The organism is Pseudomonas saponiphila, assembly GCF_900105185.1.
Lineage (GTDB): Bacteria > Pseudomonadota > Gammaproteobacteria > Pseudomonadales > Pseudomonadaceae > Aquipseudomonas > Aquipseudomonas saponiphila.
Window position 1 is genome coordinate 2,078,125 of the sequence record NZ_FNTJ01000001.1, and the last position, 23,114, is coordinate 2,101,238.

The following is a 23,114-nucleotide window of genomic DNA, read 5'->3' on the forward strand; positions in this document are numbered from 1 at the left end:
GTGGCCGGCGGCGTGACGCGGTGGGATCACCCCCCGAGGTCTTGCAGGTGGCAACGCACTTGCTGCGTTGCATCGCCCAGCAGCGCTTGCGGCCGTTCGCAACCCGGGCCGCGGCGGTTGCAGCGGTCAAGGAAGAAGCAGCCGCCGGGCAGCTTGCGGTTGCCCGGCAGTTCGGTGGGCGCCGAAACCTGGCTGTCCGCCAGGGGCGCGCCGAGGCGCGGCACCGCCTCCAGCAGCAGCTGGGTGTAGGGATGGCGCGGGCGCTCCAGCACGTGCTCGGCGCTGCCCAGTTCGACGATCTGCCCCAGGTACATCACCGCCACCCGGTCAGCCATGTGCCGCACCACCGAGACGTTGTGGGAGATCAGCACGAAGGTCAGGCCGCGGCTGCGTTGTAGGTCCGCCAGTAGGTTGAGGATCTGCGCCTGCACCGAGATGTCCAGGGCCGAGGTCGGCTCGTCGAGAACGATGATGTCCGGATCCGACGCCAGGGCTCGGGCAATGGCGATGCGCTGGCGCTGGCCGCCGGAGAACTGGTGCGGGTAGCGCTCCAGGTATTCGCCGCGGATGCCCACCTGCTGCGCCACCTTGGCGGCGATCTCGCGCATCTGTGCGGCCGGGGTGTTGCCCAGGGCGAACAGCGGCTCGGTGATGATCTTCCAGATCGGCAGGCGCGGGTCGAGGGACGATTGCGGGTCCTGGAACACGATCTGCACGTGGCTGTGGCGCTCGCGGTCGCTGGCGTAGGCCCAGCGCAGGTCGCCGCTGCTGGGCTTGACCAGGCCCATCAGCAGTTGCGCCAGGGTGCTCTTGCCGCAGCCGGACTCGCCGACGATGCCCAGGGTTTCCCCGGGGCGCAGTTCCAGGTCGATGCCGTTCAGCGCGTGGGCGAAGGCCCGGGGTCGGCCCAGCCAGTCGTTGCTCAGGGGGAAACGCACCTGCACGTCGTTGAGGCGTAGCAGTGGCGCGTTGCCGGTTAGCGAGGGGGTGGCAGTCATTGGGCGGACTCCGGGGCGGCCAGCCAGCAGGCACTCTTGCGCTGCTCGCTGGCGTTGATCGAATGCAGCGGTGGCCGTTGGGCACACAGCGCCATGGCCTGTGGGCAGCGCTCGCGAAAGGTGCAGCCGCCGGGCAGGTGGGCGAGGTTCGGCACCTGCCCGGGAATGGTCAGCAGCGGCGCGCCGGGGGCCACTTGCTCCGGCAGGCCGCTGAGCAGGCCGCGGGTGTAGGGATGCTGCGGGTCGAGCATGACCTGGGCGGTGCTGCCTTGCTCGACCACGGCGCCGGTGTACATCACATACACCCGGTCGCAGAACTGCGAGACCACCGCCATGTCGTGGGTGATCAAGAGGACCGCGGTGCCCCGTTGCCGGGCCTTCTCGCGCAGCAACAGCAGCACCTGGCGCTGCACGGTGACGTCCAGGGCGGTGGTCGGTTCGTCGGCGATCAGCAACTGCGGGTCGCAGGAGAACGCCAAGGCGATCATCACCCGCTGGCGCATGCCGCCGGACAGCTCGAAGGGGTAGGCCTGCAGCACCTGCTCGGGGTCGGCAATGTGCATGTCGCGCAGCAGGTCGATGGCCTTGGCCCATGCCTCAGCCTGGCTCAGGCACTGGTGATGGATGATCACATCGAGCATCTGCCGGCCGATGCGCCGGGTCGGGTTGAGGGCGGTCATCGGCTCCTGGAAGATCATCGCCGCGTCGCGGCCACGGATCTGCAGCAGCTGTTTTTCCGGGGTGGTGAGCATGTCCCGGCCCAGCAGCGACAGGCTGCCGGAGGTAATGCGGTAGCTGCGCTCGGGCAGCAGGCGCAGGCTGAGCATGGCGGTCACCGACTTGCCGGAGCCGGACTCGCCGACCACGCCGACGATCTCCCCCGGGTTGACGTGCAGCGACACGCCGTTGAGGGCCTGCACATTGCTGCGGTAGGCGGGGAATTCCAGGCTCAGGTTATCGATGTTGAGAACGGCGGATGAGCTCATGGTCATTTCCCCTGTTGCCGTGGGTCGAGCAGGTCACGGATGCCGTCACCCAGCAGGTTGAAACCGGTGGCGGTGAACAGGATCGCCAGCCCGGGAAAGGTCGAGTACCACCAGTTGTCGAGGATGAAGTTGCGCCCGGTGGCCACCATCGCCCCCCATTCGGCGGTGGGCTGCTGCGCCCCGAGGCCGATGAAGCCCAGGGCCGAGGCCATGAGGATGGCGCTGCCGATGTCCAGGCTCAGTTGCACCAGCAACGGCGGCATGGCGTTGCGCCCCACGTGCCAGCTGACGATGTGCCAGCGCCCGGCGCCGTAGGTCTGCGCCGCCTTGACGTAGCCCATCTGGCGGATGCTCAGGGCCTGGCCCCGGGCCAGGCGCACGTAGAACGGAATGCGCACCAGGGTGATCGCCAGCATGGCGTTGAACAGGCTCGGGCCCAGGGCGGCGGCCAGGGCCATGATCAGCACCAGCGACGGCACCGAGAGCATGATGTCCATCAGGCGCATGATCAGGCTGTCGAAGCGCCCGCCGATGATCCCCGACAGGCAGCCCAACAGGCCACCGGCCAGGCACGAGGCGAAGGCCACGAACAGGCCCACGCCCACCGACTGGCGGCTGCCGTGGAGCACCCGGCTGAACAGGTCGCGGCCGACTTCGTCGGTGCCGAACCAGTGGGCGGCGCTGGGGGCGGCCAGGCGCTGGGCCAGGTTCAGGGCATTGGGGTCATGGCTCGACAGCCAGGGAGCGAAGGCCATGCACAGCAGCACCAGCAGGGTCATCCCCAGCCCGGCGATGGTCAGCGGGCTCTGCCGCACGCGGTAGCCCAGGTAGGCCAGGCGCGCGCGCCAGTCATTGGCTTGTGCGGGCACCGGCAGGGGAATGTTCAAGGGAGCGGACATCTCAATTTACCTCGCCAATGCGCGGGTCGATCACCCGGTACAACAGGTCGATCGCCATGTTCAGCAGCACATAAATGAACGACACCAGAATCGCGAAGCCCATCACCGCCGGGAAATCCAGGGCCTGGATCGACTTCACCACATAGGCGCCCATGCCCGGCCAGGCGAACACGGTTTCGGTCAGCACCGCGCCGTACAGCAGGTCGCCCAGGGTCAGGCCGAGCACCGTCACCGAAGGAATCAGCGCGTTGGGCAGGGCGTGGCGCAGGATCACCGCCCAGCGCGACAGGCCGTAGGCCCGGGCGGTGCGGATGTAGTCCTCGCCGAGCTGGTCGAGCATCGCCGAGCGGATCTGCCGCGCCACCACTCCGAGGTTGACGAAGCCCAGGGTCACCGCCGGCAGGATCAGGTGCTGCAGGGCATTGAAAAACAGCGGAATGTCGCCGGCCAGCAACGAGTCGATCAGGTAGAAACCGCTGATCGTCGGTGGCGGCTCCAGGCCCTCGTCCAGGCGCCCGCTGCCGGGCAGCCAGCCCAGGTGGCCGTAGAACAGCAGGATCAGCCCCAGACCCAGCCAGAACGCCGGGGTGGAAATTCCGGTGACCGCCAGGGTACGGGCGATCTGGTCGATAAAGCGGTTGTGATAGACCGCCGACAGCACCCCCAGCGGCACCCCCACCAGCACCGACAGCAACAGCGCCGCCAGGGCCAGTTCCAGGGTCGCCGGGAAGAAGGTCTGCAAGTCTTCCAGCACCGGGCGGCTGGTGCGGATCGAGGTGCCCAGGTCGCCGTGCAGCAGGTCGAGCATGTAGCGCCCATATTGCTGGTACAGCGGCAGGTCCAGGCCCAGTTGGTGGCGGATGTTCTGCACGATGGCATCGCTGGCCCGGTCGCCGGCGATCAGCCGCGCCGGGTCACCGGGAATCAGGTGCGAGATGGTGAAGGTAATCAGCGAAACCCCGACCACGACCAGCAACAGGCCGAGCAGGCGTTTGCGCAACATATTCAGGAAGGCCATGAGGCAACCTCGTTAACGCTTGACGAACGGCAGGGCGCACGACGGCGTCCAGCCGGGAACACGGCAACCCGGCGCCGACCCGGTTCAGAGGGCGGCGACCGGGACTACGGGCGCGGTCCTACTTGCTGATTTCAGCGATGTTGAACACCTGTTCCAGCATCGGATGGAACACGTAGCCCTTCACCGAATCACGCATCGGCAGGCTGTAGTTCTTCTGATACAGGTAGGCGTAGACGTTGTCCTTGAGGACGATCTTCTGCGCCTTCTGGTACAGCTCGATGCGCTGGGCGGTGTCGTTGGTGGCGGCTGCTTCGCGGATCAGGCTGTCGACCTCGGGGTTGCTGTAGAACGAGCGGTTGCCCGGCAAGCCCTGCAGGCTAGAGTCGAACCAGAAGTTCATGAACATGTAGGGGTCGGCGAAGTCCGGGCTCCAGGAGCCGATGGCCACGTCGTAGTCACCCTTGCCGACCCGTTCACGCATGGTGGCGTTGGCCAGCTTTTCCATCTTCAGGTTGATCCCCAGGGGCGCCAGGCCAGCTTGCAGGGTCAGGCCGATGGATTCCCAGTTGGCGTCCTTGTCCGAGTACAGGTAGGTCAGATTGCTGATCTTCTGCGGGGCCTTGGCCAGGCTGGCCTTGGCGCCGTCGAGGTTCTGCTGCATCAGCGGCAGGCTCGGGTCGTGGGCCCACATGCCGTCGGGGATCGGCCCGTTCATCAGCTTGGCCTGGCCCTTGAGGATGCCGTCGACGATGCCTTTGTAGTCGATGGCCTGGACCAGCGCCTGACGTGCCTCGACATTGTTCAGGGGCGCGCGCTGGTTGTTCAGGTACAGGTAGTTGACCCGCAGCGAGGGGAAGGTCTGGATCACCACTCCGGACTTGCCGGCCAGGGTGCCGAGCTGGTCTTCGGGCATGTCCTCGATGATGTCCAGGTCGCCGCGCTCCAGTTGCAGGCGTCGCACCGAAGCCTCGCTGATGATCTTGATCACCACCTTGTTCAGGCTCGGCTTGGGCCCGGCGTAGTAGCTGTTGGGCTCCAGCGTCAGCGACTGGCCCTTCTGCCAGTTGCTCAGGCGGAAGGCCCCGGAGCCGGCGGTGTGGGTCGACAGGTAGGCGTTGACGTCTTCGCCCTTGTTGGCCACGTCCGGGTTGATGATGCCGCCGCCGTTGTGGGCCAGGGTGTAGAGGAAGGGCGCGTAGGGCTTCTTCAGGGTGAAGCGCACGGTCAGCGGGTCGACCACCGCCACGCTCATGTCATCCGGGAAGGCTCCGGACGGGCCTTGCTTGAGCTGCATCAGGCGCTCGAAGGAGAACTTCACCGCCGCGGCGTCCACCGGTTTGCCGTCGTCGAATTTATTGCCGGGCTTGAGCTTGAAGTCCCAGGTCAGGTTGTCGGCGGAGGTGCTCCAGCTCTCGGCCAGGTCGCCCTGGACTTCGGTGCTGCCCTTGCCGTTCTCGACCTTGTAGGTCACCAGCTTCTGGTAGGCCGGGTAGGTCACGGCCCAGTCGTTGTTGTCGATGGTCACGGCCGGGTCGAGGGTCTGCGGGTCGGCAGCCTTGCCGATCATCAGGGTGTCCTTGGGCGCGGCGGCGCTGGCCGCTTGCCAGGCGCCCAGGCTCAGGGCGGCGCACAGCAGCGACAGGGCGACACGGGTGGACAGACGCACATCAGGGTGATTGCGGTTAGGGGTCATGCCGGTTTCCTTGATCATTCGATTAATGGAAGTTCGTCAGGTTTTTTATAAAAGCTATAACCGGGCAGTTGTTGCTGAAGCGGTGTTGCAGTACGACCGGCTTGGGGCAGTGGGCTGCCTGTTGTTGTGGCCGGCTGGGGAACGGGAAATCAGTGTTCGAAGGGCTGGTCGTGCTCCTGGATCAGGGGGAAGTCCTCGGCGTTGGGCAGCTCGTAGTGCCACCACTCGGTGGGGATCGCCTCGAAACCGGCGCTGAGCATGATCCCCAGCAGCATCAGGCGATTGCGCTGCACCTGGGGCGGCAGGTCGCGGTAGAACTGGTGCGACTTGGGCTCCATGGCATCAAAGGCGGTGCCCATGTCCAGCGCCTGGCCGCATTCATCCACCAGGGTCAGGTCCACGGCCACGCCACGGGTGTGATGCGAGCCCAGGCGCGGGTCGCGCACGTAGTCCGGGTCGGGCAGGGCCTGCCACAGCAGCTGCTGGGCGTAGGCCGGGCGATAGGCGTCGTAGATGCGCAGGCCCAGGCCGGCCATGCGCGCCAGCTGGCTGGCCTTGTACAGGCAGGCCGCGGCGTCCTTGTGCAGCAGGCAGCGGGCGTTGCGGTAGATCACCTGGCCGGCCAGGTTGTCGGCGCTGGCGTAGACCAGGTCGATTTCCAGTTGGTGGCGCTGGGCGTCGATTTCGACAAGGGGGCTGTTGTTCACTCACTCACTCCATCTAGGGGCACGCTTGAAGGTCAGGATTCGAACTGGCCGAAGGCTTCCTGCAGCTTGCGGTTTTTCGCCAGGCGCTCATCCAGGCGCTCGCCATAGCCCTCGGCCACTGCGGACACCATCAGGTTGAACAGGCAGGTCAGCGGCGCCAGGGAATCCCAGAACTGGCCGACATCGGTTTTCAGTTGCAGCAGGTCCAGCGGGTAGTCCCGGGCCCAGGGGCATTGCAGGTCGGTGACCAGGGCCAGGGGCAGGGCGTTGGCGTTGGCCACTTCGCAGAAGGTCTGGGTGATGGCGGAGTAGGCGCGAAAGTCGGAAATGATCGCGTAGGGCTTGGCGAAGCCCGAGTTCAGGGTTTCCGCGTAGATGCCCGACAGGCCGTCGACGTAATAGACCTTGGGCCGGATGTATTCCAGGTGGCTGTGGAAGGCGTTGAGAATGCCCCGGGTCGACTGGATACCGATGATGAACACCGCGTCGGCCTCGACGATCTGCCGCACGATGGCGGCGAACACCGGGCTGCGGGCCAGGCCGTAGACGTACTGAATGGCCTCGATCTCGCGGTGCATCGAGCGCTCCAGGGCATCGTCCTGATGGGCTTCGCTGCGAAACGCACCGAGCCGATCGGTGATCAGCCAGGAGGCCGGGGCATCGCCGCGCAGGCCTTGCTTGACGTCATCCAGGTTGCGGTAGCCCAGGGAACGCAGGAAGCGCCCCACGGAAATCCCCGTGGTGCCGGCTTGCTGGGCGATGCTGTCGGCAGTCTCGAAGGGCAACTGCTGGAGGTTGGCCAGCAGGTAGGTGGCGATGCGCTTGCCGGTGGGCGTCAGGCTTGCAAACTGCTGTTCCAGGGTGACTTGGAAACTGTTCTTGTCCATGACCATCTCGCCAGGCGTTCGCGGATAATGTTATTAAAATTTCATTTTTGTAGATCGTGTTAGAAACATAACATCGGCCTTCGCGGCAAAACAAGGCTTTTGTGATGCCGTGTCGTTTTCCGCAAGAAGTGTCGCGGGAGGCGCTTTTCAGCGAGGAGGGGCGGGGCTGCTCAGCCACTGGCCGAGGTCGATGATGGCGCTTTCCACGGTGCGGCTGCGACCGCTCCAGGAACAGGCCAGCATCAGGTTGCGCGGCAGATTGAAGTCTTCCACCGCAAACCCCTGGGCATCGCGGCCCTGGGCGTCAGGGGACACCTGCTGGCGCAGGGTCGCGGGGCCGCTGAAGTAGGCCCACACCGGCTTGCCCAGGGCGATGGCCACGCCCACTTCGAAGGCGGTGCCGGAGTCGGGCTCCAGGCCGCGAAAGTCGTTGAGGTTGGCCAGCAGGGCGTCGCAGTCGCGGATCATGGCCAGGTTCTGCTGGCAGATCCACTGCGCGCAGGCTTCTGGCGAGAGGTGCTGCGGCGCCTGGTTATCCAGGGGGAACAGGCCGTGCAGGCCCTGTTCGCGGCACAGTCGCTTGAGGTACTCGCCATGGGCCTGGGCATCACTGCGGAACACGTCGAAGCCGGCGAGGTAGATGCGTGGGCTCATGGGCAGCTCGATCTCTTCTGTGGCGAGGGAGCTTGCTCCCGCTGGGTGGCAGCGCCACGCCAAAGGCGCTAAACGCGGTGCTCCAGGCCGATCACTGATTCGGCGTCATCAGCCCAGCCGCGCAGGGCAGGGCACGGCTCATTCGCCGCGATAGATGCAGCCACTGGTGCAGGTTTCGTGGATGCGGATCGCGCTCAGCTCCGGCAGCAATGGCTTGAGCTCGTTCCAGATCCACTTGGCCAGGACTTCGCTGGTGGGGTTTTCCAGGCCGGGGATGTCGTTCAGGTAGTTGTGGTCCAGGCGCTCGTACAGCGGCTTGAAGATCGCCTTGATTTCCGAGAAGTCGCGGATCCAGCCGGTGTGCGCGTCGATCTCGCCACTGAGGTGGATCGCCACCTTGAACGAGTGGCCATGCAGGCGGCCGCACTTGTGGCCTTCAGGCACGAAGGGCAGGCGATGGGCGGATTCGAAGGTAAATTCTTTGAAGATTTCCACAGTGTCGGTCAGCTCTGTCAGGTGGCGTCGCCCGTGGGCGAGTTGAGGCAGGCGGCGAGTTTATCAGCTTGGCTCCCGGGCTGCGGAAAAACCCTGACTAAAGGGTCAGTCCGCCGCACCGGTGGGTTTCTAGAGGCTTTGCAGGCGTTCGCCCAGGCGGTTCTGCGCCGCCAGTTCGAGGAATTCGTCGCCCAGGCGCCGGCTTTCGTCCATGGCGCTGCGCCAGTATTTCTGCCGGCTGGCGTCGTCGCCCATGAAACGCTTGAAATCGTTGCGGTCCGGCAGCTTGCCGTAGGGCAGGCGCGCCAGGTACTCCTTCGACGGCGCCAGCAGCAGGACGTCGCGCAGGCGTTCGGGGCTGGCCCGGCGCCAGGGCAGGGTCTTGTCGAACCAGCCGGGGATCACCCGGTCGGTGAAGTGCGGGTAGAGCACGATGTCGCTGCCGCTGTAGGGCAGGTCCAGGTGGTAGTCCAGCAGGCCGCCGTCGCGGAAGGTGCCGGCGCCGGCGCCGGGCAGTTCGCGCACGCCCTGCATGACCATGGGGATCGAGCCCGAGGCCAGCAGTGCCTGGCGCAGGTTGCCGCGATCCAGAGGCACGAAGCGCGAGGGAAAGTCCTCCAGGGCCTGCAGCGGCGGGGCCAGGCGCGGGTCGTGCAGCACCAGGCGCTCGAAGTGCCGCGCCAGCCGCGCGCGGCCCCGCAGGTTGTCGGCGATCACCGAGGACAGGCCCAGGCCCAGGCGCCCGCGATGGTCGTCGGCGAGCAGGCCGTGGCTTTTGACCACCATGATGTTGAGGCGGTAGTGAGGGTTGTCGAGGATCGTCGCATCGCGACCATCGAGCAGGTCGTCGAGCATGCGCTGCGAGCTCTGACTGATCTGCGCCATGCTCACGCCCTTGGCGAAGCTCTGGGCGTTGTACAGCTGGCCCAGGCGGCGGATGCCTTCGGCGGCGTCCGGCAAGCAGGCGCTGGCGAAGCGCCAGGAGCCCACCGAGGCGCCGATCAGCGAGCGTTCGCGGGGCGCGGCGGGCAGCCACTCACCGAACAGCGCCAGGTCCAGCCCCTGAATGCCCAAGGCCTTGGGGCCGCCGGCGGCGCCCGGCAAGGTGCCGACGTCGCCGGCGTGCAGGCCTTGGCGGCGGATGCGCGCCAGGGCGCGAGGGCCGGCCTTGAGGGTCAGGGCGGGAAACTTGATATGGATGGCGGTCATACCGGGCTCACTCTTGAATCAGCCGCCGAGTATAGAGAACCCGGGCGTCGGGGGCCGAGTGAAAGTTCTGTCAGGCCCATGATGGCGATTCAGTTTCAATTAAGTTGCCTTGGGTATCGTCTGCGGCATCGGCTTTTTGGCCCCTGACCTTGGAGAACCGCCATGAAAACCCTGACCGCGCTGTTCAGCGCCAGCCTGATTGCCCTGAGCACCGGCCTGGTCGCCAGCCTGGCCCACGCCCGCGACCTGGGCCCCGACGAAGCCCTGCGGCTGCGCGACGCTGGTACCATTGTGTCCTTTGAAAAACTCAATGCCACGGCCCTGTCCCGGCATCCTGGGGCGAGCATCAGCGAAACCGAGTTGGAAGAGGAGTACGGCAAGTACATCTACCAGGTTGAGCTGCGCGACCCGCAGGGGCTGGAATGGGACCTGGAACTGGACGCGGTGAGCGGCCAGGTACTCAAGGATCATCAGGACACCTAATGAACCGCACTCTGCGCACCGCCGGCAGCTGTGCCGCCCTGGCGCTGCTGCTCTGCTCCCTGGCTCAGGCCCGCGACCTGGACCAGGACGAGGCCCTGCGCCTGCGCCAGCAGGGGGTGATCCTGCCCCTGGAACAGTTGCTCAAACAGGCCCTGGACCGCTACCCCGGGGCCCGGCTGTTGGAAGCCGAGCTGGAAGAGAAGCATGACCTGTACATCTATGAGGTCGAGCTGCTGACCGTGGACGGTGTGGTCCGCGAGCTGGACCTGGACGCCGCCACTGGGCGCCTGTTGAAAGACGAGGAAGACGACTGATGCGCCTGCTTGTGGTGGAAGATCACGTATCCCTGGCCGATGAGCTGCTTGAAGGCCTGAAGCTCCAGGGCTACGCCGTGGACTGGCTGGCCGACGGCCGCGACGCGCTGTACCAGGGCGCCAGCGAACCCTACGACCTGATCATTCTCGACCTCGGCCTGCCCGGGGTCCCGGGCCTGGACGTGTTGCGCCAGTGGCGCGCGGACGGGCTGGCAACCCCGGTGCTGGTGCTCACCGCCCGCGGTTCCTGGGCCGAGCGGATCGAGGGGCTCAAGGCCGGCGCCGACGATTACCTGAGCAAGCCCTTTCATCCCGAGGAACTGCACCTGCGGGTCCAGGCCCTGCTGCGGCGCTCCCACGGCCAGGCCAACCAGCAGACCCTGCAGGCCGCCGGGCTGCACCTGGACGAGGGCCGCCAGTGCGTGGTCCGCGATGGCCAGGACGTGCTGCTGACCGCTGCCGAGTTCCGCCTGCTGCGCTATTTCATGCTGCACCCGCAGCAGATCCTGTCCAAAAGCCACCTGGCCGAACACCTCTACGACGGTGAAACCGAGCGCGACTCCAATGTGCTCGAAGTCCACGTCAACCACTTGCGACGCAAGCTCGGCCGCGAAGTGATCGAAACCCGCCGCGGCCAGGGCTATCTGTTCGGCGCAAGTGCTTCGTGAGGTCGATCCAGCGGCGTCTGAGCCTGGGACTGATCACGGTGATGCTGGTGGTTGGCCTGGTGCTGGCCCAGACCAGCCTGTGGCTGTTTGAAGTGGGCCTGCAGCGTTATCTGGAGGCCGGGCTGCGGGAAGACAGCGAGAGCCTGCTGCTGGCCCTGGTGCGCGGCCCGCAAGGCTTGCAGCTGGACGAGCGGCGCCTGTCGCCGGCCTATCAGCGGCCCTTTTCCGGGCATTACTTCCGGATCGATTTTGCCGACGTGCACTGGCGTTCCCGCTCCCTGTGGGACCAGGAGCTGCCGCAGTTGCCGCGCGCCGGCCTGCAAAGCGACCTGCAACTGGGGCCCGAGGGCCAGCAACTGCTGGTGTTGCGCAGCGACTACAAGCGTCTGGGCCAGTCCATTTCCATCAGCGTGGCCCAGGACTACACCCCGGTGCGCGAGAGCTTCCAGCGCATGCGTCAGGTCGGTCTTGGCCTGGGGCTGGCGGGGTTGCTGCTGATCCTGCTGCTGCAGCGCATGACCGTGCGCCGGGCCCTGCGTCCCCTGGAAATCGCCCGCGAGCAGATCGCCCAGTTGCAACAGGGCCAGCGCTCGCAACTCGATGCCCGGGTGCCGCTGGAACTGGAGCCCTTGGTGGCGCAGATCAACCATTTGCTGGCCCACACCGAAGACAGCCTGAACCGCTCGCGCAATGCCCTGGGCAACCTGGGCCACGCCTTGAAAACCCCGCTGGCGGTACTCCTGAGCCTGGCTTCGGGGCCCAGGCTCGATGACCACCCCGAGGTGCGCAAGGTGCTGCTGGAGCAATTGCAGCAAGTGCAGCAACGCCTCAATCGCGAACTCAACCGCGCGCGGCTGGCGGGGGATGCATTGCCCGGGGTGCTGTTCGAATGCGATGCCGAACTGCCGGGCTTGCTGGCGACCTTGAACATGATCCATGGCGAGCACCTGGACCTGAGCTACCAGGCGCCATCGGGGCTGCGCCTGCCCTGGGACCGGGAAGACCTGCTGGAGCTCTTGGGCAACCTGCTGGACAACGCCTGCAAATGGGCCGATGCCCAGGTGCGCCTGAGCGTCGAGGAGCGGCCGCAGGGCTTTTGCCTGCGGGTGGAGGACGACGGCCCGGGTATTCCCGAAGCACGGCGGGCAGAGGTGCTCGGTCGTGGCGCCCGGCTGGATGAACGGACCGATGGCCATGGCTTGGGCCTGGGCATCGTGCGCGACATCGTCGATGCCTGTGGCGGCCGCCTGAGCCTGGGGCAAAGCGAGTGGGGTGGCTTGCGGGTGGAGATCGAGCTGCCCAGGCGCTGAGCGCGCCGGGCGATCGACCGGCGAGCGCTGGCAGCCGGTGGATCTTTGCGTCCCTGTGGGCTGTTGCGGCTACCCCCCTCTCGGATCGGCATTGGCCCTGCAGGCGCTGCTGAGGGTGCGAAGCTGCGCAAAGGCCCATGGGGGCCTTTGGCGTCCTCAAGGGCTACAGGGTCAGGCGCGGAACTGGTCCATCAGGCTCTGTTGCTGGTTGGCCAGGCTGTTGAGGGACTGGCTGACCCGCGCCGATTCATTGGCCTGTTCCGACAGCGATTCGGTGACGTCGCGAATGGTCGCCACGTTGCTGTTGATCTCCTCGGCCACTGCGCTCTGCTGTTCGGCAGCGCTGGCGATCTGCAGGTTCATGTCGCTGATCACCGTCACCGCGTCGCCGATCTGGCGCAGGGCGGTCACGGCCTGGCCCACTTGTTCGACGCTGCCCTGGGCCTGGCGATGGCTGCTGTTCATGGAGCCCACCACGTCCCGGGTGCCGGTTTGCAGTTGCTCGATCACCTGGCGGGTTTCCTCTACCGATTCCTGGGTGCGCTGGGCCAGGTTGCGCACTTCGTCGGCCACCACCGCGAAGCCGCGCCCGGCTTCCCCGGCCCGGGCCGCTTCGATGGCGGCGTTCAACGCCAGCAGGTTGGTCTGCTCGGCAATCGAGCGGATCACTTCCAGTACCGTGCCGATCTGTTCGCTGTTGGCGGCCAGGCCTTCGACCTGGGTCATGGCGGCGCTCATGTCGGCGGCCAACTGGTCGATGCTGCGGGTGGTGCGGTCGATCACGCTCAGGCCCTGTTGCGTGGCCTGGTCGGCATCCCGCGCCGCCTGGGCGGCCTGGGCCGCGCTGCGGGCGACGTCCTGGGCGGTGGCGCTCATTTCGTGGGACGCGGTCGCCACCTGATCCACCTGGCGATACTGCTGTTCCATGCCGGCGCTGGTCTGGGTGGCGATGGCCGATGACTGGTCGGCGGTGCCGCGGGCGTCCTGCACCGAGCGTTTCACTTCGGCAATGATCGGCTGCAGCTTGTCGAGGAAACGGTTGAACCAGCCGGCCAGCTGGCCCAGCTCGTCCTGCTTGTCGTAGGCCAGGCGCCGGGTCAGGTCGCCTTCACCGCTGGCGATGTCTTCGAGCATGTGGGCCACGCCGAGGATCGGCCGGGTCACGCTGCGGGCCATCAGCCACACCAGCAGCAGGCCGATCACCGCGGCCAGCAGGCCCAGGCCGAGTTCGATCAGGCTGCCGCTGCGGTTGCCGGCGTCGAGCTGGTTTTTCAGGGCTTCGGCCGGACCCACCAGGACCTTTTCCGGCACGTCCAGCAACACGCCCCAGGGTTTGCCACCGGGGATCGGGGTGAAGGGGGCGAGCACCTTGAGTTCATGGTTGCTGTGCAGGCTGTGGGTCTGGGTGCTGCCGGCCAATTGGCGAATCAGCTCGGCGCCGTTGAGGCTGTCGACGCTGTCCAGGCGCTGGCTGAGCTTGCTGGCGTCCGGGCTGTAGCCGGCCAGCAGGCCCACCGGGCTCAGGATGCTGACGTTGGTCTGGCCGGCGTAGAGCTTCTGGCTGGCGTTGCGGCTGATGGCCTGCAGGCTGTTGAGGTTGATGTCCACCGACAGCGAGGCGATGACTTTGCCGTTGACCAGCAGCGGGAAGACGATGCTGGTCATCAGCACCTTCTGGCCGGCGATGTCATAGAAGTAGGGTTCGATCACGCAGGGCTTGAGAGTGCTGCGCGGACAGGTGAACCAGGCGTTGGCCGGCTGGCCGCTGGGGCCGGTGCGGGTGTCGCTCATGTCGCTTTCCGGCAGCGCCATGGCGGTCAGCTGGCCCGGGGTGGGCTGGGACCAGTACAGGGCGAAGCGGCCCTTTTCATTGCTGCCCAGCTCGCCCTGGCCGCTGAACAGTTCGTCCTTGCCATCCAGGGCGTTGGCTTCGAACACCAGGGACAGGCCCAGCAGGTCGGGGTTGGCCTGCAGCGCCGACTTGACCTGGCGGGTCAGGTCCTCGCGCAGGTCGAAGGCGTCGAGAAAACGCTTCTCGGCCTGTTCCCGCAGGAACAGCACCTGGCGCGAAAAACCGTGGCCATATTGGTAGGCGTCCATGAACTGCTGGCGAATGCCCAGCGCCTGGACTTCGCCCTGGGCCTCGATCCGCGCCTGGGCGGCTTCGTTGAGCATCTCCATGCTCGACGCCTTGACCAGCTCGGAGCTGTGCTCCATGCGATACAGCGAAAGCCCCACCAACAGCGAGACGATGCCCAACAGGCAGAGTCCGGCCAGCAAGGTGATCTTCCATTGGATGGAGAGTTGTCTGAGTGGCATGGAGGCGTCCTTTATTCGATAAATATCTGAGACATCGCACTGTAACGGCCGACGAACGGTGTTCTTTAAACGCTTGTTCGAAAATAAACCGCGAGGCGCTGGGGCTGCTGTGCTGCCCGACGCGAGCAAGCTCCCTGGTCACGGGTACGGGCTCGGTCTTGGGGGCTTCGCGAGCAAGCTCGCTCCTACAGGGGCGGGGGCGGGGTTTTGACAAGCCGGTTGCGCTGCTGCAAAGTGCGCGCCCTCTAATAAGACCCACTTTCATTTCGATGTCGGCAGCCCGCTGCCTTCCGGTCGGTCACAGGCTTTTGCGCCATTTTTGCCGGCGCAGTAATGAGGTAACGATGATTAACGCAGTAATTGCCGCGGTTGGCGTGATGCTGGTGCTCAGCCTGTCCCGCGTGCATGTAGTGATCGCCCTGATCGTTGGCGCGCTGGTGGGCGGCCTGACCGGCGGCCTGGGCATCGAGGCCACGCTCAAGGCGTTCAACAGTGGCCTGGGCGGTGGCGCTACCGTGGCCATGTCCTACGCCTTGCTCGGCGCGTTCGCCGTGGCCATCGCCAAATCCGGCCTGGCCCACGCCCTGGCGGACAAGATCCTGGTGCTGGTGGATCGCCAGGACGCTCAGGGCGGCGGTCAGGTCAAATGGCTGCTGATCGGCCTGCTGTGGGTGGTGGCGATTGCCTCGCAGAACATCCTGCCGATCCACATTGCCTTCATTCCGCTGCTGGTGCCGCCGCTGCTGTATGTGCTGACCAAGTTGCAGCTGGACCGGCGGCTGATCGCCTGCGTCATCACCTTCGGCCTGATCACCCCCTACATGTTCCTGCCGGTGGGCTTCGGCAATATCTTCCTCAACGAGATCCTCCTGGCCAACGTGGCCCGCAGCGGGGTGGACATCAGCCAGGTGAATGTCACCCACGCCATGGGCATTCCGGCCCTGGGCATGCTCTGCGGCTTGCTGCTGGCCTTTGTCAGCTACCGCAAGAAGCGCGTGTATGACCTGGAGCGGATCGAGAAGGTCGAGCAGGTGGCGGTGCAGTACAACCCGCGGACCCTGCTGGTGGCGGGCTTGGCGATTGTCGCAGCCTTCGTGATCCAGTTGCTGCTGGACTCGATGATTATCGGTGCTTTGTGCGGGTTTCTGATTTTCTCGGCGTCGGGCATCGTGCGCTGGCGCGAGACTGACGAGCTGTTCACCGAAGGCATGAAGATGATGGCCATGATCGGCTTCATCATGATTGCCGCCTCGGGCTTTGCCGAAGTGATGAAGGCCACCGGCGAGGTCAATTCCCTGGTCCAGGCCTCGGCGGCGTGGATCGGCCACAGCAAGGGCGTGGGCGCCTTGCTGATGCTGCTGGTGGGGCTGCTGGTGACCATGGGCATCGGCTCGTCGTTTTCCACGGTGCCGATCCTTGCGGCGATCTTTGTACCGCTGTGCGTGCAACTGGGCTTCAGTCCGCTGGCGATCGTCTGCATCGTCGGCACCGCCGGGGCGCTGGGGGATGCGGGCTCGCCGGCCTCGGACTCGACCCTTGGGCCGACCTCGGGCCTGAACATCGATGGCCAGCACCACCATATCTGGGACACCGTGGTCCCGACCTTCCTGCACTACAACCTGCCGCTGCTGGCCTTCGGCTGGGTGGCGGCCATGGTCCTCTGATTATTTCGCTCTCCTAGAAGCCGGGGGGTGTTGTAGGAGATGGCTTGCCAGCGAAGGCGTCGACAAGGTCGGTGCAAGGCTCAAGGGCCTCTTCGCCGGCAAGCCGGCTCCTGCGGGTTCAGGCTCAACTTTTGTTTTGGCGTGCCGCTAACGCGGTTATCACGCCAATAAAAAACAGAGTGAGCCCCCCTATGCGCTTGAGCCTGAAGGCCAAAGTCCTGTCCCTGGCAGTCCTCCCGGTACTGTTGTTTGCGCTGGTGATCAGCCTGAGCACGGTATTCATGCTGCGTCAGCAGGCCCAGAAAGAAGTCGAGGAAACCCGTCAGCGCCTGTTGGGCGAGGCCAAGGCCACGCTGCAAAGCTATGTCGAAGTAGCCTTGAACACGGTCAAGCCGCTGTACGACGCGGCAGCTCCCGGGGATCAGGCGGCTCGGGCCGAGGTGCTCAAGCTGCTGTCGAACATCACCTATGGCAAGGACGGCTACTTCTTCGGCTACGACTCCGAGACTGTGCGCCTGTTCAAGGGCAATAGCGCCGACGGCGTGGGCAAGAGCTTCAAGGACAACCGCGACCCCAATGGGGTCTACGTCAACCGCGAACTGGTGCGGGTCGGCAAGGACGGCAGTCACTACGTGCAATACAGCTCGACCCAGCCGGGCAGCGATGTGCTGGTGCCCAAGCTGGGCTACACCGAATACCTGCCCAAGTGGGACATGGTGCTGGGCACCTCGGTCAACCTCGACGGCATCGACGCCCAGGTGGCGGCGGTGGAGAACAGCGTCAACCAGCGCATGGAAGGCATGGTCCTGAGCATTCTCGGGATCGCCGCGGTGGTGCTGCTGGTGATCGCGGGCCTGGGGCTGCTGGTGGCCAACACCATGCTGCGGCCGCTGAACCTGATGAAGGCCAATCTGGATGACATCGCCGCCGGCGAAGGCGACCTGACCCGCCGCCTGGCGATCACCAGCCAGGACGAACTGGGGCAGTTGGCCGGTTCGTTCAACCGCTTTGTCGACAAGATCCACAGCCTGGTGCGGCAGATCACCGAGATGACCGGGCAGCTCACCGAGCTGGTGACCCAGGTCTCGGATCAGGCGCACCGCTCCGAGCAGGCCATGGAGCGTCAGCGCCACGAGACCGATCAGGTGGCCACGGCGATCAATGAAATGTCTTCCGCGGCCCAGGAAGTGGCGCGCAGTGCCCAGGGCGCGGCGGTGGCCGCGCAGCAGACCGATGAAGAAGGCCAGGCGGCCAAGCGTGTGGTCGATGGCAGCATCCAGCAGATCCATTCCCTGGTCAGCGATATCCGCAACAGCGGCACCTCCCTGGACAGCCTGCAGCAGGACGTGTCGTCGATTGTCAGCGTGCTGGACGTGATCCGCTCGATTGCCGAGCAGACCAACTTGCTGGCGCTCAACGCCGCCATCGAAGCGGCCCGGGCCGGGGAGGCCGGGCGCGGTTTTGCCGTGGTCGCCGACGAAGTCCGCGCCCTGGCCAGCCGGACCCAGCAGAGCACCCAGGAAATCCAGGGCATGATCGACCGTCTGCAGCAGGGCACCCGGGTGGCGGTGGACGCCATGCGCCGCTCCAGCGACGCCGGCGACGGCACCTCGGTGAAGGCCAACGAAGCCGGGGCTTCGCTGGACACCATGGCCCAGCTGATCGGCACCATCAATTCGATGAACGCGCAGATTGCCAGCGCCGCCGAGGAGCAGACCGCGGTGGCCGAGGAGATCAACCGCAGCGTGCACCAGATCGCCGTGGCGGTGGACAGCGTCGCCGATGAAACCCAGCGCGGGGCCCAGACGTCCCGCAGCCTGGCGGACCTGGGCCAGCGCCTGGGTCGGCTGGTGGGGCAGTTCCGTATCTGAGGGACCTTGCGATAGCCGCTGCCGAGCCGGCAAGGCCCGGAAAGGGCCCGAATGGCCTTGCCTGGCGGGCCAGGCAGCGCGACCGCTGCACGCTCACGCGCAGTCGTGGCTACAACGCGTTGTCCTTGCGCCGGGTCAGGCGCTGATGTCGCGCATCAGCAGGGCGAAGCGCAGGTCGACCTGATCCGGAATCGGCAGGTACACGGTGTGACCGTCACCGGGGGCGACTTCGATGGCTTGGCCCTTGGCGTTTTGCAGTTCGTGCAGATCGAAGTGGAAGTTGCCCTTGGGGGTCATCAGCTCCATGTGATCGCCCACGGTGAATCGGTTCTTGACCTTGACTTCGGCCAGGCGGTCACGGCGCTCGCCGGTGAGTTCGCCGACGAACTGCTGGCGCTCCGACACCGAGCTGCCGTTCTGGTAGTTCTGGTATTCGTCATGCACATGGCGGCGCAGGAAGCCTTCGGTGTAGCCGCGCTGGGCCAGGGATTCCAGGTCGTTCATCAGGCTGCGGTCGAACTCGCGTCCGGCCGCCGCGTCGTCGATGGCCCGGCGGTACACCTGGGTGGTGCGCGCGCAGTAGAAGTGCGACTTGGTCCGGCCTTCGATCTTCAGCGAGTGCACGCCCATGCGGGTCAGGCGCTCCACATGCTGCACCGCCCGCAGGTCCTTGGCGTTCATGATGTAGGTGCCGTGCTCGTCCTCGAAGGCCGGCATCAGTTCGTCCGGGCGATTGGCTTCCTGCAGCAGGAACACTTGCTCGGTGGGTGCGCCCAGGCCCAGGGTCGGCTCTGGCTGGAAGGTCTGGACGATTTCCCCGAGGTCGTTCTCGGTGGCCTCTTCAGCCTTGTATTTCCAGCGGCAGGCGTTGGTGCAGGTGCCCTGGTTGGCGTCGCGCTTGTTCATGTAGCCCGAGAGCAGGCAGCGTCCGGAGTAGGCCATGCACAGCGCGCCGTGGACGAAGACTTCCAGCTCCATGGCCGGTACTTGCTGGCGGATTTCCTCGATCTCTTCGAGCGACAGCTCCCGGGACAGGATGATCCGGGTCAGCCCCTGTTGCTGCCAGAACTCGACGCTGGCCCAGTTCACCGTGTTGGCCTGCACCGAGAGGTGGATCGGCATGTGCGGGAAGTGCCGGCGCACCAGCATGATCAGGCCCGGGTCGGACATGATCAGCGCATCCGGGGCCATGTCGATGACCGGTTGCAGGTCCTTGAGGAAGGTCTTGAGCTTGGCATTGTGCGGGGCGATGTTGACCACCACGTAGAAACGCTTGCCTTGGGCCTGGGCCTCGCGAATGCCAAGGGCCAGGTTGGCGTGGTCGAATTCGTTGTTGCGTACCCGCAGGCTGTAGCGCGGCTGGCCGGCGTACACCGCATCGGCGCCGTAGGCGAAGGCGTAGCGCATGTTCTTCAGGGTGCCGGCGGGGGCCAGGAGTTCGGGTTTGGCGAGGAGCGTCATGGGGCTTGTCGGTCGCAAAAGGTCGCGAGGGTAAGCCAGTGCGCCGGGGCATTCATTGATCTGGGTCTATGTCTGGCGCAGAAAAAACGCACTCGGCCTCGCGGCTGCGGACTAACCCCCAGGACGCCGCGATCGGGCGTCGGCTGACCTGGATCGGACATGAATCAAAACACCCTGCAAAACAAAAGCCTGCTGCTGTTGCTGGCCCTGGTGACGGTGGCGTTCATCTGGATCCTGCTGCCGTTCTACGGGGCGCTGTTCTGGGCGGTGCTGATGGCCTTTCTGTCGCTGTTGCCGGCGGTGGGGGCGGGGATTGTCTGGGGGCCGGTGGCGGTGTATTTCCTGGTCAGCGGCGCGATCTGGCAAGGGGTGCTGCTGGTGCTGTTCGGGGTGCTGGTGATCGGTCTGGTGGACAACCTGCTGCGCCCGATCCTGGTGGGCAAGGACACGCGGATGCCGGATTACCTGATCCTGATCTCGACCCTGGGCGGGCTGGCGGTTTTCGGCCTCAACGGTTTTGTCATCGGGCCGTTGATCGCTGCATTGTTCATGTCGAGCTGGGCGCTGTTCGGCGAAACCCGGCATCGGGTGCGATTGCCCTAGTACTGGATGGCCCGGTGCTACGAAACATCACCTATTGCGTTGTCGGAGATTGCTACCGGTGCTACCGGCATGGACGCTTCAGTCCACCACCTGATCGAGCATGTGCAGCACTTCCTGCTCGTTGAGCAGGCCCTTGCGCACCAGGTTCTGGGTCAGCAGCGAAAGGAACTTGGCGCTGCGATGGCCTTCCAGATGCTTGAGTTCGGTCAGGGCGTCGTACACCCGGCTGGAGGTGCAGAGGCCTTCGACGCGGTGCGGGTTTTGCGTGGGCATGGGGTTCGTCCTTGTTGTTATGGGCCTGTTGTGGCGGGGCTGCTATGACAGGCGCGGGGCGAGCGGACCCGATTGATCTTGCAGTCCCTGAATGACACATGCGTGACAGTCCCATGTCGCCCGACGCGTCGCTGGGATGGGCACACTATTGCCGGATTTTCAGGCAAATACTGTTCCAATCGCGACATGATGCTGAGCTATTCAGACATTTGGGTGATGGCAAAATGCAACAAGCCCCGCTGGATGGGCGGGGCCTGTGGTTGTTTCAGTGCTGTGTTACCAGCGGCCGGGACCCGGGCCGTAGTAGTAATGAGGGTGGCCGTAGTAGCCGCGGGGCGGGCCGTAGTACACCGGTGCCGGGCGGTAGTAGACCGGTTGCTGTACATAGACCGGGGCCGGCTGGTAGTAGACCGGCGGCGGTGGCGCGGCGTACACCGGTTGCGGCTGGACATACACCGGCGCCTGCTGCACATAGACCGGACGATCCTGGTTGGCGATCACCGAACCCACTACGGCTGCGCCGACAACAGCACCCAATGCGGCGGGCCCGGCCCAGCCACCGCCGTGGGCGGATGCCTGGCCTGCAACAGCGAGTGCGCCAATGAGCAAGGCTATCTTGGGGATTTTGGAAATCATGGTTGTTCCTCGGTTCAACCTCCGCGTTCATGGTCTGCACCAGACTCAAGAACTGACGCGGGGATACTTCTAAGACAGCGGTTTCTGCAAAATCTGCACAGCCGCTGAGTAAATATTGTGTAAGGTCTGTACCGGCCTCTTTACCGTCATCCCTGGGCGCCGAAGAGGCCTGTGAACCCGCGGCGATATGATCGGGCACAAGGGCTTGGCTGACCAATCCCGTCTATCCGAAAGTGCCCAGCAAGGAGATGAACATGCAAATGAATCCCGACAAAGACACCCAGCTGTGCATGTCGCTGTCCGGGCGTCCGGGGAATTTCGGCCTGCGCTTTCACAATCACCTGTATGAGCAGTTGGGGCTCAACTTCTATTACAAGGCTTTCAGCAGCCGGGACCTGCCCGGCGCGGTGCGAGGGATTCGCGCGTTGGGTATTCGTGGCTGCGGCGTGTCCATGCCGTTCAAGGAAGACTGCATCGCCCTGGTGGATGAGCTGGATGCCTCGGCCCGTGCGATTGCCTCGATCAATACCATCGTCAATACCGACGGCCATCTGAAGGCCTACAACACTGATTACATCGCCGTGGCTCGCTTGCTGGCCGAACACGCCGTGCCCCGGGAGTCGACCTTCGCCCTGCGCGGCAGCGGCGGCATGGCCAAGGCTGTGGCCAGTGCCTTGCGTGATGGCGGATATGCCCGCGGGGTAATCGTGGCCCGCAACGAAGTGGCCGGGCGTGCTCTGGCCAGTTCCCTGGGCTATGAGTGGCAGGCCGAGTTGGGCAGCCTGCGGCCGCAGATGCTGATCAACGTGACCCCGATCGGCATGAGCGGCGGGCCTGAAGCGCAGCAACTGGCGTTCGACGCCGAGGCGATCGCGGCGGCGGACAGGGTGTTCGATGTGGTGGCGGTGCCGCCGCAGACGCCGTTGATCCTGCGGGCCCAGGCCGAGGGCAAGCCGGTCATCACCGGCCTGGAAGTGATTGCCATCCAGGCTCTGGAGCAGTTCGTGCTGTATACCGGGGTGCGCCCGAGCGAGGAGCAGTTCCAGAAGGCCGTGGCCTTCGCCCGGGCCTGAAACCGAAACCCTGTAGCCGCTGCCGCAGGCTGTGATCGGGTCCTGACGGCCTTCGGCGCCCGCAAGGGTGCCGCGCCGTTTTTGGAGGGCAATCGCAGCTTTCGGCAGCGGCTATGAGCATCAGCCTTCGAGCTGGGCCAGGCGCTGTTCCAGGGCGGCAATCCGTGCTTCCAGTTCTTCGATGCGTTCCACTGAAACGCCGCTGCCCGTGCCGCGTTCCACCGGGTTGCCGCGGGCGGCGAGAATCGCCTCGATGTCCGCCGGGTCGCCCAGGGCATGGGTGTAGCGGTCTTCGCGCTGACCGGCCTGACGCGGAATGTGCAGGGCCAGGCCTCGGGCGATCAGGCGTTCGAGCTGGTGCAGGACTTGCTCGCTGTCTTCGAAATCATGCATGCGGCCGCTGCGGGTCAGCAGCTCGTTGACGGTTTGCGGCCCGCGCAGAAACATCAGGCCGCAGAGGATCAACTGCGCCGGCACCAGTTCCAGGGCCTTGTCCAGGCGCTGTTCCCAGCGATCGGCGCGGCTGCCCATGACCAGCCGGGTGAACCCCCGGGCTTCGAGGGCGCGCAGGCTTTGGCCAACCTGGCCCGGGGTCAGGTTCATCACCGGTTCGCGGCTGGTTTTCTGATTGCAGGCCAGCACCAGGGCGTTGAGGGTCAGGGGGTAGGTTTCCGGGTTGGTGGCCTGCTTTTCGATCAACGAACCCAGGATGCGGATATCGCTGCTGCTCAAGCGCAGTTCTTCGCCGGGAGTGTCGTGCTCGTCGCTCATAAGTGCTGGTCCCTTGGTCACTGATGGGTGGGTCGTGAAAAACCGCAACAGGGCCTGGATCGGCGCCGCGGTTGTTCCGTGGCCGGGTGGGCCACCTTGGAGGGGCTCTGTTTTACCTTCAG

Annotated in this window: 22 protein-coding genes and 3 pseudogenes; 9 read left to right on the top strand and 16 right to left on the bottom strand. The window is 65.4% G+C overall.

Features of this window, described 5'->3' with window-relative positions:
• Positions 1-26 precede the first annotated feature (26 nt).
• The 10 genes from BLV47_RS09735 to BLV47_RS09780 all read right to left on the bottom strand — a co-directional run bounded on the left by BLV47_RS09735 (position 27) and on the right by BLV47_RS09780 (position 9,546).
• The gene (locus tag BLV47_RS09735; RefSeq protein WP_092312693.1) at positions 27-998 is read right to left on the bottom strand and encodes an ABC transporter ATP-binding protein; all 972 of its coding nucleotides are present in this window, start codon (positions 996-998) and stop codon (positions 27-29) included.
• Positions 995-1,990, bottom strand: a complete 996-nt coding sequence (locus BLV47_RS09740) for an ABC transporter ATP-binding protein (RefSeq protein WP_092312696.1) — start codon at positions 1,988-1,990, stop codon at positions 995-997. The genes BLV47_RS09735 and BLV47_RS09740 overlap by 4 nt, the downstream gene beginning before the upstream one ends.
• Positions 1,987-2,883, bottom strand: a complete 897-nt coding sequence (ddpC, locus tag BLV47_RS09745; RefSeq protein WP_092312699.1) for a D,D-dipeptide ABC transporter permease — start codon at positions 2,881-2,883, stop codon at positions 1,987-1,989. Before ddpC ends, BLV47_RS09740 begins: the two co-directional genes overlap by 4 nt.
• A gap of 1 nt (position 2,884) precedes the next feature.
• A complete protein-coding gene (locus BLV47_RS09750; protein ID WP_092312701.1) occupies positions 2,885-3,901 on the bottom strand; it encodes an ABC transporter permease in 1,017 nt (338 codons plus the stop codon).
• 118 nt (positions 3,902-4,019) lie between these two features.
• A complete protein-coding gene (locus BLV47_RS09755) occupies positions 4,020-5,594 on the bottom strand; it encodes an ABC transporter substrate-binding protein (RefSeq protein ID WP_092312704.1) in 1,575 nt (524 codons plus the stop codon).
• 149 nt (positions 5,595-5,743) lie between these two features.
• A complete protein-coding gene (gene ddpX, locus BLV47_RS09760; RefSeq protein WP_092312707.1) occupies positions 5,744-6,301 on the bottom strand; it encodes a D-alanyl-D-alanine dipeptidase in 558 nt (185 codons plus the stop codon).
• Between the two features lie 32 nt (positions 6,302-6,333).
• Positions 6,334-7,194, bottom strand: a complete 861-nt coding sequence (locus BLV47_RS09765) for a MurR/RpiR family transcriptional regulator (protein WP_092312710.1) — start codon at positions 7,192-7,194, stop codon at positions 6,334-6,336.
• A gap of 141 nt (positions 7,195-7,335) precedes the next feature.
• Positions 7,336-7,842 (bottom strand): nucleoside 2-deoxyribosyltransferase, encoded by a 507-nt coding sequence (locus BLV47_RS09770; protein WP_092312713.1) that lies wholly within the window; start codon positions 7,840-7,842, stop codon positions 7,336-7,338.
• A 138-nt stretch (positions 7,843-7,980) separates the two neighbouring features.
• On the bottom strand, positions 7,981-8,337 hold the full coding sequence (gene queD / locus BLV47_RS09775; RefSeq protein WP_092312716.1) for a 6-carboxytetrahydropterin synthase QueD: 357 nt from the start codon (positions 8,335-8,337) through the stop codon (positions 7,981-7,983).
• A 129-nt stretch (positions 8,338-8,466) separates the two neighbouring features.
• Positions 8,467-9,546: a patatin-like phospholipase domain-containing protein gene (locus BLV47_RS09780; RefSeq protein ID WP_092312719.1), complete on the bottom strand. Its 1,080-nt coding sequence runs from the start codon at positions 9,544-9,546 to the stop codon at positions 8,467-8,469.
• Positions 9,547-9,708: 162 nt separating this feature from the next.
• On the opposite strand from BLV47_RS09780, the gene BLV47_RS09785 reads away from it, so the two are divergent.
• Genes BLV47_RS09785 through BLV47_RS09800 form a run of 4 tightly spaced genes read left to right on the top strand, consistent with a single transcriptional unit; the run spans position 9,709 to position 12,321 of the window.
• Positions 9,709-10,029 (top strand): PepSY domain-containing protein, encoded by a 321-nt coding sequence (locus BLV47_RS09785; protein ID WP_092312723.1) that lies wholly within the window; start codon positions 9,709-9,711, stop codon positions 10,027-10,029.
• Positions 10,029-10,343, top strand: coding sequence for a PepSY domain-containing protein (locus tag BLV47_RS09790; protein ID WP_092312726.1), 315 nt, complete (start codon positions 10,029-10,031; stop codon positions 10,341-10,343). The genes BLV47_RS09785 and BLV47_RS09790 overlap by 1 nt, the downstream gene beginning before the upstream one ends.
• Positions 10,343-11,011, top strand: coding sequence for a response regulator transcription factor (locus BLV47_RS09795; RefSeq protein ID WP_092312729.1), 669 nt, complete (start codon positions 10,343-10,345; stop codon positions 11,009-11,011). Before BLV47_RS09790 ends, BLV47_RS09795 begins: the two co-directional genes overlap by 1 nt.
• The gene (locus BLV47_RS09800; protein ID WP_092312732.1) at positions 11,008-12,321 is read left to right on the top strand and encodes a sensor histidine kinase; all 1,314 of its coding nucleotides are present in this window, start codon (positions 11,008-11,010) and stop codon (positions 12,319-12,321) included. Before BLV47_RS09795 ends, BLV47_RS09800 begins: the two co-directional genes overlap by 4 nt.
• Positions 12,322-12,492: 171 nt before the next feature.
• On the opposite strand, the gene BLV47_RS36955 is transcribed toward BLV47_RS09800, so the two are convergent.
• Both BLV47_RS36955 and BLV47_RS36960 read right to left on the bottom strand, forming a co-directional pair.
• Positions 12,493-13,248, bottom strand: coding sequence for a methyl-accepting chemotaxis protein (locus BLV47_RS36955; RefSeq protein ID WP_425272167.1), 756 nt, complete (start codon positions 13,246-13,248; stop codon positions 12,493-12,495).
• Between the two features lie 102 nt (positions 13,249-13,350).
• Positions 13,351-14,640 (bottom strand): annotated as a pseudogene (locus BLV47_RS36960) (cache domain-containing protein); the annotation flags it as partial.
• Between the two features lie 347 nt (positions 14,641-14,987).
• Here BLV47_RS36960 and BLV47_RS09810 point away from each other — a divergent pair.
• From BLV47_RS09810 to BLV47_RS36970, 3 genes and pseudogenes are all read left to right on the top strand, one after another.
• Positions 14,988-16,304, top strand: coding sequence for a Na+/H+ antiporter family protein (locus tag BLV47_RS09810; RefSeq protein ID WP_167365689.1), 1,317 nt, complete (start codon positions 14,988-14,990; stop codon positions 16,302-16,304).
• Between the two features lie 281 nt (positions 16,305-16,585).
• Positions 16,586-17,317, top strand: a pseudogene (locus BLV47_RS36965) (cache domain-containing protein); the annotation flags it as partial.
• A 102-nt stretch (positions 17,318-17,419) separates the two neighbouring features.
• Positions 17,420-18,175, top strand: coding sequence for a methyl-accepting chemotaxis protein (locus BLV47_RS36970; protein ID WP_375136282.1), 756 nt, complete (start codon positions 17,420-17,422; stop codon positions 18,173-18,175).
• Positions 18,176-18,310: 135 nt separating this feature from the next.
• Here the strand turns inward: BLV47_RS36970 and trhP are convergent, their stop codons facing one another.
• On the bottom strand, positions 18,311-19,636 hold the full coding sequence (gene trhP / locus BLV47_RS09820; RefSeq protein ID WP_092312744.1) for a prephenate-dependent tRNA uridine(34) hydroxylase TrhP: 1,326 nt from the start codon (positions 19,634-19,636) through the stop codon (positions 18,311-18,313).
• A 195-nt stretch (positions 19,637-19,831) separates the two neighbouring features.
• Here trhP and BLV47_RS09825 point away from each other — a divergent pair.
• Positions 19,832-20,239 (top strand): annotated as a pseudogene (locus BLV47_RS09825) (AI-2E family transporter); the annotation flags it as partial.
• A gap of 78 nt (positions 20,240-20,317) precedes the next feature.
• Here the strand turns inward: BLV47_RS09825 and BLV47_RS09830 are convergent.
• Together BLV47_RS09830 and BLV47_RS09835 are read right to left on the bottom strand one after the other, a co-directional pair.
• Complete coding sequence (locus BLV47_RS09830; RefSeq protein ID WP_016965586.1) at positions 20,318-20,512, bottom strand: hypothetical protein; 195 nt, start codon at positions 20,510-20,512, stop codon at positions 20,318-20,320.
• A 276-nt stretch (positions 20,513-20,788) separates the two neighbouring features.
• Complete coding sequence (locus BLV47_RS09835; RefSeq protein WP_060840205.1) at positions 20,789-21,148, bottom strand: hypothetical protein; 360 nt, start codon at positions 21,146-21,148, stop codon at positions 20,789-20,791.
• A 254-nt stretch (positions 21,149-21,402) separates the two neighbouring features.
• On the opposite strand from BLV47_RS09835, the gene BLV47_RS09840 reads away from it, so the two are divergent.
• Positions 21,403-22,221 (top strand): shikimate 5-dehydrogenase, encoded by an 819-nt coding sequence (locus tag BLV47_RS09840; RefSeq protein ID WP_092312747.1) that lies wholly within the window; start codon positions 21,403-21,405, stop codon positions 22,219-22,221.
• A gap of 120 nt (positions 22,222-22,341) precedes the next feature.
• Here BLV47_RS09840 and BLV47_RS09845 read toward each other — a convergent pair whose 3' ends face one another.
• Positions 22,342-22,992 carry a YceH family protein gene (locus BLV47_RS09845; RefSeq protein WP_092312750.1) on the bottom strand — a complete coding sequence of 217 codons (651 nt, stop codon included), beginning with the start codon at positions 22,990-22,992 and terminating at the stop codon, positions 22,342-22,344.
• Positions 22,993-23,114: the final 122 nt, after the last annotated feature.